14 protein-coding genes are annotated in these 16221 nt (G+C 72.6%); 6 read left to right on the top strand and 8 right to left on the bottom strand.

Annotated elements, in window-relative coordinates:
* Nucleotides 1–110: 110 nt before the first annotated feature.
* The 8 genes from AB0I88_RS14670 to AB0I88_RS14705 form a co-directional block, all read right to left on the bottom strand.
* Nucleotides 111–500, bottom strand: a complete 390-nt coding sequence (locus tag AB0I88_RS14670) for a DUF3040 domain-containing protein (protein WP_361023159.1) — start codon at nucleotides 498–500, stop codon at nucleotides 111–113.
* Nucleotides 501–828: 328 nt separating this feature from the next.
* Nucleotides 829–2037 carry a nucleotide pyrophosphatase/phosphodiesterase family protein gene (locus AB0I88_RS14675; RefSeq protein WP_361023161.1) on the bottom strand — a complete coding sequence of 403 codons (1209 nt, stop codon included), beginning with the start codon at nucleotides 2035–2037 and terminating at the stop codon, nucleotides 829–831.
* 129 nt (nucleotides 2038–2166) lie between these two features.
* Nucleotides 2167–2913, bottom strand: a complete 747-nt coding sequence (locus AB0I88_RS14680) for a methyltransferase domain-containing protein (RefSeq protein WP_361023164.1) — start codon at nucleotides 2911–2913, stop codon at nucleotides 2167–2169.
* A gap of 26 nt (nucleotides 2914–2939) precedes the next feature.
* Complete coding sequence (locus tag AB0I88_RS14685) at nucleotides 2940–3299, bottom strand: SSI family serine proteinase inhibitor (protein ID WP_361023167.1); 360 nt, start codon at nucleotides 3297–3299, stop codon at nucleotides 2940–2942.
* 53 nt (nucleotides 3300–3352) lie between these two features.
* Nucleotides 3353–6892: an error-prone DNA polymerase gene (locus tag AB0I88_RS14690; protein ID WP_361023170.1), complete on the bottom strand. Its 3540-nt coding sequence runs from the start codon at nucleotides 6890–6892 to the stop codon at nucleotides 3353–3355.
* Nucleotides 6893–6904: 12 nt separating this feature from the next.
* Entirely contained in the window at nucleotides 6905–8950 is a 2046-nt protein-coding gene (locus AB0I88_RS14695; RefSeq protein ID WP_361023173.1) for a DNA polymerase Y family protein, read from the bottom strand.
* Nucleotides 8950–9891, bottom strand: a complete 942-nt coding sequence (locus AB0I88_RS14700; protein WP_361023176.1) for a hypothetical protein — start codon at nucleotides 9889–9891, stop codon at nucleotides 8950–8952. The genes AB0I88_RS14695 and AB0I88_RS14700 overlap by 1 nt, the downstream gene beginning before the upstream one ends.
* Nucleotides 9892–10559: 668 nt before the next feature.
* A complete protein-coding gene (locus tag AB0I88_RS14705; protein ID WP_361023179.1) occupies nucleotides 10560–11057 on the bottom strand; it encodes an SAV_6107 family HEPN domain-containing protein in 498 nt (165 codons plus the stop codon).
* A 483-nt stretch (nucleotides 11058–11540) separates the two neighbouring features.
* On the opposite strand from AB0I88_RS14705, the gene AB0I88_RS14710 reads away from it, so the two are divergent.
* From AB0I88_RS14710 to AB0I88_RS14735, 6 genes are read left to right on the top strand one after another with little or no spacing between them, the layout of a single operon-like run.
* Nucleotides 11541–12332, top strand: coding sequence for an SDR family NAD(P)-dependent oxidoreductase (locus AB0I88_RS14710; RefSeq protein ID WP_361023182.1), 792 nt, complete (start codon nucleotides 11541–11543; stop codon nucleotides 12330–12332).
* A gap of 18 nt (nucleotides 12333–12350) precedes the next feature.
* The gene (locus AB0I88_RS14715; protein WP_361023185.1) at nucleotides 12351–12824 is read left to right on the top strand and encodes a YbaK/EbsC family protein; all 474 of its coding nucleotides are present in this window, start codon (nucleotides 12351–12353) and stop codon (nucleotides 12822–12824) included.
* 36 nt (nucleotides 12825–12860) lie between these two features.
* A complete protein-coding gene (locus AB0I88_RS14720) occupies nucleotides 12861–13541 on the top strand; it encodes a monooxygenase (protein ID WP_361023188.1) in 681 nt (226 codons plus the stop codon).
* Entirely contained in the window at nucleotides 13538–14095 is a 558-nt protein-coding gene (locus tag AB0I88_RS14725; protein WP_361023191.1) for a GNAT family N-acetyltransferase, read from the top strand. Before AB0I88_RS14720 ends, AB0I88_RS14725 begins: the two co-directional genes overlap by 4 nt.
* Before the next feature lie 3 nt (nucleotides 14096–14098).
* Nucleotides 14099–14854 (top strand): carotenoid biosynthesis protein, encoded by a 756-nt coding sequence (locus AB0I88_RS14730; protein WP_361023194.1) that lies wholly within the window; start codon nucleotides 14099–14101, stop codon nucleotides 14852–14854.
* Nucleotides 14851–15933, top strand: coding sequence for a glycosyltransferase family 2 protein (locus AB0I88_RS14735; protein ID WP_361023197.1), 1083 nt, complete (start codon nucleotides 14851–14853; stop codon nucleotides 15931–15933). Before AB0I88_RS14730 ends, AB0I88_RS14735 begins: the two co-directional genes overlap by 4 nt.
* Nucleotides 15934–16221: the final 288 nt, after the last annotated feature.

Raw genomic sequence — 16221 nt, forward strand, 5'->3', positions numbered from 1 at the left:
AGGCGCGGCACGATACGGCGAACGCGGGAAACGGGCGCCGGGGAATGACGACGGCGGCCGGATGTCCGGCCGCCGGTCATCGGAGCCGGCCTGCCGGCCGGCTCGAGGGTTCAGCGATGCCCCTCCGGGCGTTGGCGCCACCGGTCCTCGAGTCGCTCCAGGAGGCCGCCGTTCTTACGGCCCGAGCGGGTGCGGCGGGTCGCCGTGCCCCCGACCGATTTCAGGTCGGGCGCTTGGCTGCGGCGCCTGGACTGCATGGCGAATGCAGCCGCGCCGAGCATGACGACGAAGCCTGCCACGCCGAGCGGCGTGTTCTGGTCCACCGTCCCGTAGACGACCAGAGCCAGACCAAGGACGATCACGAACGCGGCGATGAGAAGCCGGCGCCGTGCGTGGAAACGCGGGTCGCTGGCCCGCACAGCCGAGGCGAATTTGGGGTCCTCGGCAAGCGACCGCTCGATCTGATCGAACAGCCGCTGCTCGTGCTCCGAGAGCGGCACGGCATTCCTCCCCGGGCGCATGTCCGGCCCCGCAGCGGGGTCGGGGTGGTGCAGGTGTGATGATGCGGGGCAGCCGTCGGCTGCCTTATCACGCAAGTCTACGAGCGGCTCGGCGGGTCGGAAAGCGGGACGACGACCGAGTGCGGGTGATTTTCGGTGTACCGAAGATCGGTTCGTCCCAAAAGACCGATCATCGCGCCGCACAACCAGTCCGTCACGGCTGCGTGTGGCCATGATCACCGGCCGTGAGCTGCTTCGACACGTGATCCCACGGACACCCGGCAAAAGGCCGCCGGAACCTGGACAAATCGATTGACGCAAATAGATCTTATCGGACGATCAAGAAGGGGATCGTCATCTCGGCCGCCGTTCCGGAGCCATGGTAGGCGATCAACTCCCCCACCGTGGACGGTTCCCAGCCGGAGGCCAGCACCACGGCGCGACTTTGGCACATCACCACCACGTCGCCGAGCCGGCCGGCGTGCCGGGACGGGACCGGGCCGTACCATCCCTCGGCGATCGCCTCGTCCCGGGACAGCACCCGGGCGCCGTCGCCGAGGACCGCCCGCCAGGTCGCCATGACGTCGTCCAGGGCGCCGTCCGCGACGTACAGGTAACGGACCCGGGGCTCGCCGGTCACCCCGACCACGCCGGCGGCCAGGCGCGGGTCGGTCCCGATGTCGAACCGGCCGGTCTCGGGAACGTTGAGCTGACCGTGGTCGGCGATCACCAGGAGCGCGGCGCCGGGCGGGAGACCGTGCGCCAGACGGTCCAGCATCCGGTCGACCCCGCCGACCGCGGCGCCCCATTCATCCGAGCAGACCCCGGCCAGGTGCCCGGCCCGGTCCACGTCGGCGTGGTAGCCGTAGACCAGGCCGGGACCGGCACGCAGCGCCGCCAGCATCCCGTCGGCCACCGCGCCGCCGTCCCCCGCGCCCTGGTAGCGGCCGCCCCGGTTGGCGGCCAGGCTCAGCCCGGTGCCCTCGAACTCGGGGGCGCTGACCACGGTGACCGGCACCCCGGCGGCCGCGGCGGCCTCCATCCGGGTGGGCACCGGCTGCCAGTCGCGCGGTTCGGGATCGTCGGTCCACCGGATGTGGTTGAGCACCCGCCCGTCCGGCCGGCGCAGCGTGAACCCGAGGACGCCGTGCGCGCCCGGCGCCACCCCCGTGCCCAGCGTCACCAGGCTGACCGGAGTGGTGGACGGGAATCCGGCGGTCAGCGACCCGGCGTTCGCGGCCAGGTCGGCGAGGACCGGCGCGATCGGGGCGGCCCGCGGCAGCTGGTACGCCCCCAGCCCGTCCACGAGCAGAACACCCACCCGGTCCACCCCGTCCAGCCGGCCGGAGAGCCCGAGCAGGTCGACCGCTCCCGGCACCCCGAGCACCGCGCACACGCTGGGCAGCAGGTCGGCGAGGCTGCCCGTCCCGTAGGCGGGCTCGACCGTCCGGAACGCCTCCGCCGGCAGCCCGTCGTCGGGAACCTGCCCGACCGGCCGCGGCCGCTCCGCGAACAGCTCACTGCCGGAAACCGTCATCGCCTCGCCTCCATAGACCGCCCGCCATCGAGAGTTCACCCGCCCTCCGCGGGATGAGAGGGCGGGACGGTGACCGCCGGACCCGGCCCGGACCCAGGAGAAATGAGATGCGGGACCGGGATGGGGACGTCAGGCGGCCGGGCGCCGGGCGAACAGGTGCAGCTGGGAGGCGACGTCCCGGAAGGGCGCCCGGGCGCTCAACTCCAGCTCCAGCTCCAGCACCGCCTGCGGGTCCTCCTCGAGGACGGTGGCGGGCAGAAGGTCGGCGATCACGCGTACCCCATGGGTCTCCTCGACGTGGAGCCCGGCGGCCGTGAGCAGATCGCCCGCGCTCGCCGCGTCGTAGCGGCGCAGCAGTGTGTCGCGTGGGCCGGCCCGGCCCGCCGGGTCGGTGACCAGCGCGGCCGCCGCCTTCAGATGTCCGTTGACGGCCCGGCCGAGGATCGCGGCGGCACGGCTCGCCACCAGCACGCTCGCCGCGCCGCCGGGCCGCAGCGCGGCGGCGATCGCGGCGACCACCCCGGCCGGCTCGTCGACGACCTCGAGGACGGAGTGGCAGAGGATCAGGTCGGCGCTGCCGGGCTCGACGAGGGAGGCGAGCGCGTCGCCGTCGCCCTGGACCGCGTGGACCCGGCCGGCGACCCCGGCGTCGGCGGCGCGGCGGGTCAGGGCGGCGAGCGCGTCGGGGCTGGCGTCGATCACGGTGACGGTGTGGCCGGCCTCGGCGAGCGGGACCGCGAACCCGCCGGTGCCGCCGCCGACGTCGAGGACGGTCAGCTCGCGACGCGTGCGCTCCAACTCCCGGCGTAGCACCGCCCAGACCGCGGCGGTGCGAGCCGTGACATGCGGACGACCGGTACGCGTAGAAGTTTCCACGCCAGCAGCGTAACCGCGGCGTCCATTCAGAATCGGAACAGCACGCCTGTGGCGCGGGCCATCTCGCAACTGTTGCCGTAGGTGCGCTCCCACGTCACGGACCGGCCCCGCCAGGTGCCCTTGAGCCGGGCGGTGACCGGCGCGTAGAGCAGGAAGCAGAACGAATCGCCGGACTTGAGCCGTTTCGGATCGCCGCCGATGCCGCGCAGGACGGTGCAGGCCTGGCGGGCGTGGGGATGGTCACCGCCGGCCGGGTCACAGGTGAGGTCGACAGCCTTGGCCTGATAGGTGAGCGTGAGCTCGGAGGGGACGACGGCCGACGCCGGGCTCGCGGCGCCCGCCCCGACGGCGCACACCGCGGCCAGGCCGATCATCGTTCGGATCATGCTGCACCCCCGGATGGACTTCGCAGAGCACCGTATCCCACCAAAGGTGCAAATCACCGGAAATCGCGCGACGTGGGTGTCACCGGCGGGCTGATCGCGTCCAACCGGTCCGCCACCAGGTTGAGCACCCCCTCCACCTTCTCCAGCCGGCCGCGCACCAGCAGCGCCGAACTCATCCGGGCCACCCGCCGGTAGCGCTGCCACAGACCCGGCGAACAGGTCACATTCAGCATCCCGGTCTCGTCCTCCAGGTTCACGAACGTCACCCCGCCCGCGGTCGCCGGCCGCTGCCGGTGCGTGACGATCCCGCCGACCCGGATCCGGGTCCCCGCCTCCACCCCGGCCAGCCGCCCGATCGGCAGCGCCCCGGCCCGGTCCAGCTCCGCACGCAGGAAACGAGCCGGATGCGTCTGAGGAGACAAGCCGGTCGCCCAGACGTCCGCGACCAGGATGTCCACCTCGCTCATACCGGGCAGCGTCGGCGCCACGGTGCCGGTCACCGTGCCCGGCAGGCGGTCCGGTTTGTCCTGCGCGGCCGCTCCCGCCGCCCAGAGCGCCTCACGGCGCGAAAGCCCGAACCCCGCGAACGCGTCGGCCGTGGCGAGCGCCTCCAGGTGAGCGGTGGAACATCCGGTACGCCGTGCGAGATCCGTCATCGACCGAAACGGACCATGGGTACGGCGTTCCCGCTCGATACGCTCGGCAAGATCGCTCCCGATCGTACGAATGCGGGAGAGACCCTGGCGGACGGCCGGGCCACCGATCCCCCAGGCGTGCGGCGGCTCCCCGGCCGCGGATCTCCACCGGCTCTCCGGCGTGGTCTCCAGAGTCGCCATCGCGTCGCTGCGGTTGATGTCCGGCCGGCGCACCTCGACCCCGTGCCGGCGCGCGTCGTCGACAAGCGTCTGCGGCGAGTAGAAGCCCATCGGCTGAGCGTTGAGCAGGGCCGCGCAGAACGCCGCCGGGTGGTACCGCTTCAGCCAGGCGCTCGCGTAGACCAGGTAGGCGAAGCTCATGGCATGGCTCTCCGGGAAGCCGTAACTGGCGAACGCGGACAGCTTCACGAACAGGTCGTCGGCCAGCTCGCCGGTGATGCCGTTGGCGGCCATCCCGTCGTACAGCCGCTTTTTGATCTTCTCCATCTTGGCGACCGACCGTTTCGAACCCATCGCCCGCCGCAGCTGATCGGCCTCCGACGGGTCGAACCCGGCCACGTCGATCGCCAACTGCATCAACTGCTCCTGGAAGAGCGGCACGCCGAGGGTCTTGGCCAGCGCGTTGCTCATCAGCGGGTGCGGCACGTGCGGCGGCTCCAGGCCGTTCTTCCGTCTGATGTACGGGTGGACGGAACCACCCTGAATCGGCCCTGGACGGATCAGCGCCACCTCGATGACCAGGTCGTAGAACTCCCGTGGCTTGAGACGCGGCAGCGTCGCCATCTGGGCACGGCTCTCCACCTGGAACACCCCGACCGAGTCGGCCCGGCAGAGCATCGCGTAGACCTCGGGATCGTCCAGCGGCATCGTGCCGATGTCCAGCTCGTCCTCGATCATGTCGTACGCGTAGTGCAACGCCGACAGCATCCCCAGCCCGAGCAGGTCGAACTTGACCAGATCGACGGCGGCGCAGTCGTCCTTGTCCCATTGCAGAACCGTGCGGCCCGGCATCCGGCCCCACTCGACCGGGCAGACCTCGATGATCGGCCGGTCGCAGATCACCATGCCGCCCGAGTGGATGCCCAGGTGCCGGGGGAACGTCTGCACCTCGTTCGCGAAGTCCCGCACCATCTCCGGGATGTCGGTGTCGGCGGACGCCACGTCGCCCCAGCGGTCGATCTGCTTGCTCCAGGCGTCCTGCTGGCCCGGGGAGAACCCGAACGCACGGGCCATGTCACGCACCGCCGACCGTGGCCGGTACGAGATCACGTTCGCCACCTGGGCGGTGTGCTCCCGGCCGTACTTCCCGTAGACGTGCTGAATCACCTCCTCCCGCCGGTCCGACTCGATGTCCACGTCGATGTCCGGTGGGCCGTCCCGCTCCGGGGCGAGGAACCGCTCGAAGAGCAGGTTGTACTTCACCGCGTCGACATTGGTGATCCGGAGCGCGTAGCAGACCGCCGAGTTCGCCGCCGAACCCCGGCCCTGGCAGTAGATCCGCTTCTCCCGGCAGAACTGGACGATGTCGTAGACGACCAGGAAGTAACCGGGGAAACCCAGCTCCTCGATCATGCGGAGCTCGTACTCGATCTGGCGGTAGGCCTTCTCGTCGTCCCCGTAACGCTGCCGGGCCCCGTCCATGGTCAGTTTCCGCAGCCAGCTCATCTCGGTGTGGCCGGGCGGCACCGGGTAGTCGGGCAGCCGCGGCGCCACCAGATCCAGGTCGAACGCCAGGTCACCGCCGTAGACCGCGGCGTTCTCCACGGCGCCCGGATAGTCGGCGAACCGGCGCGCCATCTCCGCGCCGCTGCGCAGATGGGCGGTGCCGGCCGCGGGCAGCCAGCCGTCCATCTCGTCCAGGCCGCGCCGGGCCCGGACCGCGGCCAGGGCGGTCGCCAGCCTGCGGCGCGACGGGGTCGCGTAGTGCACGTTGTTCGTCGCCACCACCTCCAGGCGGCGGCTGCGGGCCAGCGCGAACAAGGCGTCGTTACGGTCGCCGTCGACCGGCTCGCCGTGGTCGGTCAACTCCACGGCCACGTTCGGCGCGCCGAACAGCGACACCAGACGATCCAGCTCGTACGCCGCCCGCTCCAGGCCGCCGGCGGTCAGCGCCGACCGCACCGGCCCCTTCCGGCAGCCGGTCAGCACCAGCACGTGATCCCGCAGAGTCTCGGCGACCCGCTCCAGGCCGCCGTAGTCGGGACGGCCCTTCTCCCCGCCGCGCAGCTGCGCCTCGGAGATCACCCGGGCCAGCCGGGCATACCCCTCGTGGCCGTGCGCCAGCGCCAGCAGATGGGTGCCCTCCGGGTCGGCCTCGCCGTTCTGCGGACGGGTCAGGCCCAGCGACAACTCGGCACCGAAGATCGTGGGCAGTCGCAGCTCACGGGCCGCCTGCGAGAACCGGACCACACCGTAGAAACCGTCATGATCGGTGACCGCCAGCCCGGTCAGCCCCAGCCGCGCCGCCTCCTCGGCCAGTTCCTCCGGATGGCTGGCCCCGTCCAGGAAGCTGAAGTTGGTGTGACAGTGCAACTCGGCGTAATCGACCGTCCCCTCCGCCCGGATCAGCCCCGGCGCGGGCCGGTACGGTTCCCGCTTCCGGCTCCAGGCCGGTGAGTCCCCGCCGTCACCGTCCACGGTCAGCGGATCCACCACCTGCTGCCCGGGGATCGCCCACAGCCCCCGCCCGCCCCGCCCCTTCTCACCGTCGTCCGCCGCTCCACCCGGCCGATCACCACCGTCCGGCACCGCGCCCCCGGCCAGGCCACCATCCGCCGCGCCACCCGGCCGATCACCACCCTCCGGCCCCGCACCCCCGGCCAGGCCACCATCCGCCGCTCCACCCGGCCGATCACCACCGTCCGGCCCCGCGCCGCCTCGCCCGGACAGTGCCTTCTCCAGCCGCCACCAGGGCACATCCGGGTTGTGGAAACTCATCGGAATTCCCGCTCAGTCATAGACGGCTTCGACCATCCAGTGGCCGCCGGCGAGAGTCAGCAGCAGCGCGCGCCCATCCGCGAGCGCCATCTGGAACCGGGCCCGCCGCCGCGACTCCCCCGCCGCCCACCAGCGCTCGTCCACCGGCCACGGCCCGGCCCAGCCGGTGATCGCCACCGGCTCCCGCCGTCCCACCACCAACGTCGCGGGCGTCCCGGTCAGCTCGAGCCGCGCGCTGACCCCGACCGCCCGCCCCTGCTCGTCAACGACCTCGGCCGGCAGCGGATGCTCCAGCACCACCGCCGGCGAAGGCCGCGGCAGCCGTCCCGGCCACGGCGGCAGGGCGGCCACCCGGGCGGGCTTCCGCCGGGACCGCCGTTGCCGCCCCGCACCGACCTCGACCATGGCGACCCCGCCCGTCTCCGAACCGTCCCCCGCCGGCGCGGCAGGCCGCCCGGCCGCATCGGGAGTCATGACGGCCTCAGCACGCCCGACCACCTCAGCACGCCCGGCCACCTCAGCACGCCCGGAAAGCCCGGATTGCTCGACTCCGTTGGAACGTTCGGCCCGAAGCCCGCCCACCAATCTCAGATGGGAGCCCGGCCGATCCACCGGATCGGCCGACGCCGGACCCTGCCGATCCGCCGGATCGACCGCCATCGAATCCCGCCGACCCGCTGGACCGGCCGGCACCGGGCCCCGCAGGTCCACCGGTGTCGGGCCCTGCCGGTCCGGCGGGGTGGCCGGTGTCGGCGCGACAAGCCGCAACGGCGGCGCCACGGCCCGCTCCAGCACCGGCACCGTCTCGATGCCGGGAATCGGCTCGGTCTGTTTCGCGACCGGCCGTTCCGGTTCCCGTTCGTCACCCCACGGCACCAGCCGCACCCGGTCGTCCGCCGATCGGCCACCGCTCAGCACCGGCGTCACCACCGCCTCCGGCCCGAGCAGGCCCTGAACCCGGCTGAACGCCCGATGTGCACGGTCCCGCTCCTCACCGGTCTCACCCCAGAGCCCCGGTTGCAGGCCGACGTGGGCCAGCACCCCGTCCGGTACCAGCCGCAACCGCACCAGCCCCGCGGTGGGACGCGCCGGCCCGCCGCGCCGGGCCCCGGTGAGCCAGCCGTCCAGTTGCCATCGCACCCGTTCGGCGATGGCAGCGGCCCCGAGCAGCCCGTCGTGCCGCCACACCCGGAAAAGCTCCTGCCCGTCCGCGGTGACCGCCTCGACGCCGAGCCGGGTGCACGCCAGCCCGTGCGCGGCGAGCCTCTCGTGCAATCGTTCGGCCAGCACCCGCCCCGCGAAGGCCGCCACGTCCACTCGGGCGAGCGGCTCCTCGTAGGTCTCCTCCACGGTCAGATCGACCGGCGGCTTCCGCACCGCGAGCGGCCGATGATCACCTCCGGAGGCGAGCCGGTGCGCCAGCGCCCCGGAGAACCCGAACCGCGTCAGCACGTCCCCCGCCGGCAACGCCGCGAAATCGCCGAGCGTCTTGACCCCGAGCCGCTTCAGCAGGTCGGTCAGTTCCGGCTCTTCGAGAGCCTCGATCGGTACGCCGGACAAGAACTCCCGGCTACCTCCCGCCTCGACGATCCGTCCCGTCCGTGCCGCGATCCCCGCCGCGAACACCCCGTCGGCGAGCCCGATCTGGCACTCGACCGCACACTCCAGAGCGACCTGTTCGACGATCCGTTCAGCGGCGGTCTCCTCCCCGCCGAAATACCGGGCCGGCCCCCGCGCCGCGACCGCACAGGCCCCCGGCCGGATCACCTCCACCCCGGCCACGACCCCTTCGATCGCGACCACCACCGGCTCGAACGCCCGGGCATCCCGCCCCGGATCGTGCTCCACGACCGCCAGGTGCGGGCATCGCCCTTGCGCTTCCCTCCGCCGAAGCCCTCGCCGCACGCCCTCCCGCCGAGCCGCCTCCGAACAGGCCAGCACCCGGTTTCCGAACATCACCGCGACCGGCTCGGCCGACGGCACCCCCGCCACGATCTCCGCGGCCACCACCGGCCAGTCCGGACACCAGACCAGCAGAGTACGAACCGCCGCTTCCACTAGCCCCCCACCGGCATGAACGCCGGCCCCGCCGAGTCAGCCCGCGCCGGCCCCGAATCCGGTTCGGCACCCACCCCGGAACCCACCGCGGCCACCGACCGTGGCCCATCCGATGACGCTGTCGCCGAAAGACACAACAGGAACGGCACAGCACCCGAGAACCCATGAGCCAACGAGGGCAGCCCCGGCCCGGGTCCCGAAGCCGGCGTGGGCGCCGGAGGTTCGCCGGATGAGGGGGGTGCGGGCGGATCGGGGAGGGCGGACGGCGGGGGCGGCGGGATGGCGTCCCGGACCGTGACACCCGGCATCCACATGGTGATCTCCCGGGGCCGGGTGGCCGCACCCCGGCCGCGGGACACGACGGTGACCTCGCGGCGGCGCAGGCGGCCCCGGCCGGATCCGAGACCCTCCCAGCGGCCCTGGCCGACCTGGAGGGTCACGTCCGCGCCGGACCAGTCACCGAACGGCACCAGCACGCTTCCCCGCTGCCGGGCCCGAGCGGCCAGCCGGCCGGCGATGGACGCCGGCACCGGCCCGGGAACGGCCGCGACCACCACGTCGACGCCGTCGATCAGCGCGGCCACCACGGTGGGCCAGTCCGGCCCGGGGTGGGGAACCAGCGCGAGCCGTTCCAGCACGATGCCGCTCTCCTCGGCGGCGAGCGCACCCAGCGCGGGCACTCCGACCACCGCACACCAGGACCCGTTCCGTGAGGCGGCGGCGAGCAGCGCCAGCATCAGGGAGGTCCGGCCACCGGCGGACATGCTCTGCCCGGCGGCGACGGCCACCGTGCTGCCCCGGCGTAGCCCGTGTCCCGGTAGCAGCCCGCTCAACTCGGGCACCACCGGCAGCAGCCGGTGTACCCCCGGCTCGTCGGTCCCGCTGGCAGTCCGGACCAACTCCGCGAGGGCGGCCGCACCATTGATCATGCGCCCAGCCATGTCATGCCCCGCTCTGTCGCCGAATTCCCCGTCAATCCACTGCCCCGCCAACCACAGCCGGCTCACACCGGCAGACACTCAGCCTTCAAACCCGGCCCACCCGAGCCGAAGCCCTTACAACACAGATCCGTTGCCCCCACACGAGAGCCGAAGCCCTCCAAACACGAATCCGTTGCCCCCTGGCAGGTCACCGGCCGGGCCAGACCCAGAAACCGGGTCCCGGAGACCAGTGCCGACCTGCCGATCAAGGGCCCACCAGCCAGAACCAACCTCGCCGCCTGAAGCCCCGAACCGGAACCGGAGCCGGAACCTGAGCCGGAGCCCGGCACCGGAGCGCCGAACCGGAGCCGGAACCTGAGCCCGCACCGAGCCTGATTCGCCGACAGGGGCCACACCGGTCGAGACCTGGACCGGTCAAGCTCATCCGTCTGTCGGCCGAAGCCGGAACGGCCGGCCCGAGCCGCCAGAACTCGGACTGTCGAGACACCGGCGATCGGCGCCTGAGGACCGGCGCCGCTGAGGCTTCGCCACGGCACTCTGCCCGGCGGGAGAACCAGCCGAAGGCGCGCCCGTGGGAGCGATCCGCCGGAAACGGAGCGGAGGCGGTCACCCCGCCCGAATGGCGGGCGGGCGGCCGGGCCGCGGCGGCGAGAGCCCGCACACGACGGTCACGCGGCCAGGGGTGGCTGGTACGTCAACCCGAGCGCGGACTCCGCCACGGTGACGAACTGCTCGGCCGCGCGTAGCAGATCGTCGGCCTCGCGGGCGCTCACGACGTGCGGGATGCCGGCTTCGGCGGCCGCTCGCTTGCCGGCGCCGAGCGCGAAATAGCCGGCCCAGTCGCTGAACTCGGGGGCCACCAGGACCAGCAGCGACCAGACGCTGGTCGCCCGGCTGCGGCGGCCGGGCGCGGATGGCCGGGCCCGGGCGGCGAGCAGGGCCGCGGCCGCACGCAGGGCGGCCAGGTGCGCAGCCGCGTAGCGCAACCCGTCGGGGGTGGTGTGCGCCGCCTCGATCAAGCCCGTCCGGGCGATCGCCAGCAGTTGGGACGGTGTGCGGTGCGGCAGCATGTGAGCCGGGACCGTGGGCGCATCCGCCTGGGGGCCCACGCCGGCGCTCGCCGGACCGGGAGCCGCCGTGAGGCCGGGGGCCGTGGTGCTCGCCATCGTCGTATCTCCTCGCCTGTTCCGCATTCGACGTGGTGGGTCGAATCGATCGCTGCGGAGGAAGACGCAGCATGCCGTGCCGGGAACCGGGGCTCCGAAATGGGCAGCCGGAGCCCCGGCGGGCGGCCCGTCCGAGCCGCCCGGCGGCAAGCCGGCCGGGTGTGAAGCTTCCCCACACCACACCCGGCCGGCGCCGCCGGCGGGTCCGCCGCCCGCCACCGGGGGTCGGGGGCGGCGAGCGACGGCCTGCCTTGAGGCCCGGACCCGCGAATGCCCGGACCAGAACGTGCGGCGCTTCGCGGGCACCGCACCCGGAAGCGCGCCGCGAAACACGCTTCCGGAGCCGAACGAACACCCTTTCGAACATCCGTTCTAACTACCGCAGAGACTAACACCCCCCTACGACAAAAAAGCAACCATCACCGCGCCACATGACCGGCTTTTCGAACGGATGATCGACAGCTTCGTGACTACCATGGCGGAATGGCGACGATCGTGGTGACCGGGGCGAGCTCCGGCGTGGGTCTGGCAGCGGCGGAGCAGTTCGCCGCCCGCGGCGACGAGGTGGTGCTGGTCGGCCGCAACCCCGCGCGGCTGGCCGCCGCCGCCGAGCGGGTGAAGGCCGCGGCCGTCTTCCAGGCCGATTTCGAGAGCCTCACCGAGGTGCGCGCCCTGGCCGGGGAGCTGCGCGCCGCCTGCCCGAGGATCGACGTGCTGGCGAACAACGCGGGCGGCATGGTGGGTGAGTTCAGGCGCACCGCCGACGGCTTCGAGGCCACCATGCAGGGCAACCATCTGGCGCCGTTCCTGCTCACCACCCTGCTGCGGGAGCAGTTGCGGGGCGGCCGGGTGGTGAACACCGCGTCCCGGGCGCACGTGCAGGGCAGCCCCGATCCGGAGCGGCTCGCCGGCGATCCGGCTAAGTACAGCTCGTGGCAGGCCTACGGGGCGAGCAAGGCGGCGAACATCCTGTTCGCCGCCGAGGCGGCCCGCCGCTGGCCCGAGGTGTTCAGCGTGTCCTTCCACCCCGGTGTGGTGCGCACCAACTTCGGGTCCGGCCGCGTCACCCGTCTCTTCTACAAGTACGCGCCTTTCCTGGTCACCCCGGAGAAGGCCGGTGAGCTGCTGGTCTGGCTGGCCACCGCGCCCGAGGCGGAGCTGGTGGACGGCGGCTACTACGTGGGTCACAGCGTCACCCGGCCGGCCCCGCACGCCCGCGACGAGGCGCTCGCCGCGCGATTGTGGACGGCGAGCGCCGCCGCCGTCGGGGTCTGATCGGGCAGGATGCGGACGATGAAGGATCATCCCAACGTCGTCGCGGTCCGGGAGGCGCTGCGGGAGGCCGGCGCCGAGGTGGCCGGCATCGTCATCCTCGACGAGGCGGTGCACACCGCGGCCGCGGCCGCCGCCGCGCTGGACGTGGCGGTGGGCCAGATCGCCAACTCGCTGATCTTCGATGCCGACGGTGAGCCGCTGCTGGTCCTGACATCGGGCGCGCACCGGGTGGACACCGCGAAGGTGGCCGCCTCGCTGGGCGTGACGAGACTGCGCCGCGCCACGCCGGAGTTCGTCCGGGAGCACACCGGCCAGGCGATCGGCGGGGTCGCCCCGGTCGGCCACCCGAAACCGGTGCGCACCCTGGTCGACGTCGCCCTGGAGAGCTTTCCGGTGATCTGGGCGGCGGGTGGCGTACCCCGGTCGGTCTTTCCGATCACCTATCCGGAGCTGGTCCGCGTGACGGCCGGGAGCCCCGCGGAGGTCGCGTGACGGCCGGGGCCCGGCGAAAGCCGGTAACGTGGCGCGATGCCCGATGATCAGGTCAGCCTGCACGTCTGGCGCGTCCCCCGGCGCGCCGTCGGAGCCGCCATGCTGCGCATGGCCTTCGCCCGCCGTCATCTCTCCGCGGTCCGGTTCGGCAGATTCCTGGGTACGGGCACCGGCTCCACCTTCGGCCCCGGCGACACCGACCTGACCCGCTGGGCGGCGATCACCGTGAGCGACGCCCCGGTGCGTTTCCCGGTGTGGGACGAGATCGCGGCCCAGTGGGCGCGTGTCGACTTGGAGCCGCTGGTCAGCCGGGGTGAGTGGGGTGGCCGGAGCCCGTTCCGCCCGACCGGCCGCCGTCCGGACGGGATGGTGCTGGCGCTGACCCGGGCCCGGTTGCGGCCGTCGCGTGCGCTGCGGTTCTGGCGGGCGGTTCCGACGGTGGCCCTGGAGGTGGCGTCGGCGCCGGGTCTGCTGGCCCGGTTCGGGGTGGGTGAGGCGCCGATCGGCTGGCAGGGCACGGTGAGCGTGTGGCGGGACACGGCGGATCTGACCGCGTTCGCGTACCGTCAGCCAGAACACCGCGCGGCGATCGCGCGCACCCCCGTCGACCGCTGGTATGCGGAGGAGCTCTTCGCCCGTTTCGCGGTGCTGGACATCAGCGGTGACCACACGGTGCTCGGATGGGCCGCTGACGAGAAAGAACGGAATGAGCGATGAGGCTCGTTGCTTGGCAGCCGGACGACCTGCTGCGCCGGCTCGATGACGTGGTGACGGTCTACGGCGAGGCGATGGGCTATCGCAAGGAGCTGTTGCAGACCCGCCGTGGTTACATCGGGGCGCATGTGCGGCGGCCGGGGTTCCGGGCGGTGGCGACGCTGACCGCGGAGGGCCGGGTCGCCGGGTTCGGTTACGGCTACACGTCAGCGCCCGGCCAGTGGTGGCACGACCAGGTCCGGTCCGCTCTGGACGAGCCGTCCCGGCAACGGTGGCTGACCGACTGTTTCGAGGTCGTCGAGCTGCATGTCCGCCCGGTGGCGCAGGGGCACGGGATCGGCGCCCGGCAGTTGCGTGCCCTGCTGGCGATGGCCGACGGCAAGACGGTGCTGCTGTCCACTCCGGAGGCCGACGAGCAGGCGTCCCGGGCCTGGCGGCTGTACCGGCGGTTCGGGTTCAGCGATGTGCTGCGCCACTTCCTGTTCCCGGGCGACGAGCGGGCGTTCGCGATTCTCGGCCGGGAGATCCCGATCGTCGAGCGTCAGGCCGGCGGCTGAACGGTGTGGTTCCTGTTCGGTGGGCTGGTGCTGGCCCAGATCTGTTATCCGCTCACCACCGGTGACACACGTGCCGGGCTGACCGTGGCGACGGTGCTGATCGGTGTGCTGCTGTCGGTGACGCATGCGCTGCTCAGCCGTGGGGCGCGGGCCGCGGCCGCCCTGGTGGGGACGGCGACGCTGGGTGGTTTCGCGGTGGAGGCGATCGGGGTGGCGACCGGTTTCCCGTTCGGTTCGTACGACTATTCCGGTCAGCTCGGGCCGAAAATCCTGGGCGTGCCCCTGATCATTCCGCTGGCCTGGACCTGGATGGCCTGGCCGGCGTGGCTCGCGGCGCTGCGCGTGGCCCGGTGCCGCGTGGCCCGGATCGTGGTGGCGGCCGCCGGTCTCGCGGCGTGGGATCTGTTCCTCGATCCGCAGATGGTCGCCGAGGGTTACTGGCGCTGGCATGATCCGGTTCCGGCGCTGCCCGGCGTTCCCGGCGTTCCGATCGGTAACTACCTGGGCTGGCTCGGTTTCGCGCTGTTGCTGATGACGGCGCTGTCGTTCGCGGCCGGGCCGGCCGTCGCCACACCCGGTGACGGCCCGATGCTGGCGCTCTGGCTGTGGACCTACTTCTCGTCGGTTCTCGCGCACGCCGTCTTCCTCGGCCTGCCCGCGTCGGCGGCCTGGGGCGGCGTGCTGATGGGGGCCGCCGTGCTGCCTCTGCTCCCCCGGCTGCGGGCGCCCCGCCACCACGAGCGGCTCCCAGCGGCATGATCGCCTGGCTGGTGCTGGTTCCGTTGCTGCTGCTCACCGGGCACACCGCGGTGAACGCGCTGCTGCTGCGCCGCCCGCGCCGGGACGCGGTCACGAGCGAGCGGGTCGCCGTGCTGCTGCCGCTGCGGGACGAGGCCGACCGGGTCACTCCCTGTCTGGAGTCCCTGCTGGGCCAGCGTGGCGTGCCGAATCTGAGCATCCACGTGCTCGACGACGCCTCCACCGACGGCACCGCCGACGTGGTCCGGAAGATCACGGACGGTGACGAGCGGGTGCGTCTGCTCGCCGGCGTGCCCCCGCCCGCCGGATGGCTGGGCAAGCCGAACGCCTGCCGGCAACTGGCCGACGACGCCGCCGGGGCGGATGTGCTGGTTTTCGTGGACGCGGACGTGACGCTGGCGCCGGACGCGATCGCCGGGGCCGTCGAGCTGCTGCGGGGCGCCGGGATGACCTTGCTCTCGCCGTACCCGAGGATCGTCGGCGCCGGGCGGCTGGCGCAACCGCTGCTGCAATGGTCGTGGCTGACGTTTCTGCCGCTGCGCGGCATGGAGCGGTCGCCGCGGCCGTCGCTGGCCGCCGCGGGTGGGCAGTGGCTGGTTCTGGATCGCGCCGGCTATCGGCGGGCCGGTGGGCACGCCGCGGTCCGCGGCGACGTTCTGGAGGACATCGGCCTGGCGCGCGCGGTGAAACGCTCCGGCGGCCGGATCGCGCTCGCCGACGGCTCCCGGCTGGCGACCTGTCACATGTACGGTTCCTGGCGCGAGTTGGCCGACGGCTACGGCAAATCGCTGTGGGCGTCGTTCGGCTCCGCGACGGGCGCGGCCACCGTCGTGGTCCTTCTCCTTCTGTTGTACGCCGTACCGGTGCCGTTCCTGGTGAGCCCCTGGGCGGGTGTCGCCCTGGCCGCCTACCTGCTCGGCGTGACCGGCCGGATGATCAGCGCGGTGGCGACCGGTGGCCGGGCCGTGCCGGACGCGTTCGCGCACCCGCTCTCGATCGTGCTTTTCGCCTGGCTGGTGGCGCGCTCCTTCCACCGGAGACGACGGGGACGGCTCACGTGGCGCGGCCGCTCCCTCTGATTCCCACGCGCACGCACGTCCCGCCCCGGCGAACGGTCCCCTGGAACAGGCATCGCCGGGGTCCGCCACCGACCCGCTCAAACCACCGGCGGCACGCGAAAACCATCGTGTGGATTTCGGGCGCGAATCACACCCAAACCCCACACACCAACACCCAGCAACACACGAAACCAACGTGTCGATTTCAGGCCCGAATCACACCCAAACCCCACACACCAACACCCAGCAACACACGAAACCAACGTGTCGATTTCAGGCCCGAATCACACCCGAAACCCACACACCAAC

Origin of the sequence: Actinoplanes sp. NPDC049802, assembly GCF_040656595.1 — a bacterium.
In the GTDB taxonomy this organism is placed as follows: Bacteria; Actinomycetota; Actinomycetes; order Mycobacteriales; family Micromonosporaceae; genus Actinoplanes.

What these genes read in the sequence shown, in the direction of transcription:
- AB0I88_RS14675 (WP_361023161.1), bottom strand. Translation starts at nt 2,037, where the DNA reads ATGACGGTTTCCGGCAGTGAGCTGTTCGCGGAGCGGCCGCGGCCGGTC.
- AB0I88_RS14685 (WP_361023167.1), bottom strand. Translation starts at nt 3,299, where the DNA reads ATGATCCGAACGATGATCGGCCTGGCCGCGGTGTGCGCCGTCGGGGCG.
- AB0I88_RS14690 (WP_361023170.1), bottom strand. Translation starts at nt 6,892, where the DNA reads ATGAGTTTCCACAACCCGGATGTGCCCTGGTGGCGGCTGGAGAAGGCA.
- AB0I88_RS14700 (WP_361023176.1), bottom strand. Translation starts at nt 9,891, where the DNA reads ATGGCTGGGCGCATGATCAATGGTGCGGCCGCCCTCGCGGAGTTGGTC.
- AB0I88_RS14705 (WP_361023179.1), bottom strand. Translation starts at nt 11,057, where the DNA reads ATGGCGAGCACCACGGCCCCCGGCCTCACGGCGGCTCCCGGTCCGGCG.
- AB0I88_RS14710 (WP_361023182.1), top strand. Translation starts at nt 11,541, where the DNA reads ATGGCGACGATCGTGGTGACCGGGGCGAGCTCCGGCGTGGGTCTGGCA.
- AB0I88_RS14715 (WP_361023185.1), top strand. Translation starts at nt 12,351, where the DNA reads ATGAAGGATCATCCCAACGTCGTCGCGGTCCGGGAGGCGCTGCGGGAG.
- AB0I88_RS14720 (WP_361023188.1), top strand. Translation starts at nt 12,861, where the DNA reads ATGCCCGATGATCAGGTCAGCCTGCACGTCTGGCGCGTCCCCCGGCGC.
- AB0I88_RS14725 (WP_361023191.1), top strand. Translation starts at nt 13,538, where the DNA reads ATGAGGCTCGTTGCTTGGCAGCCGGACGACCTGCTGCGCCGGCTCGAT.
- AB0I88_RS14735 (WP_361023197.1), top strand. Translation starts at nt 14,851, where the DNA reads ATGATCGCCTGGCTGGTGCTGGTTCCGTTGCTGCTGCTCACCGGGCAC.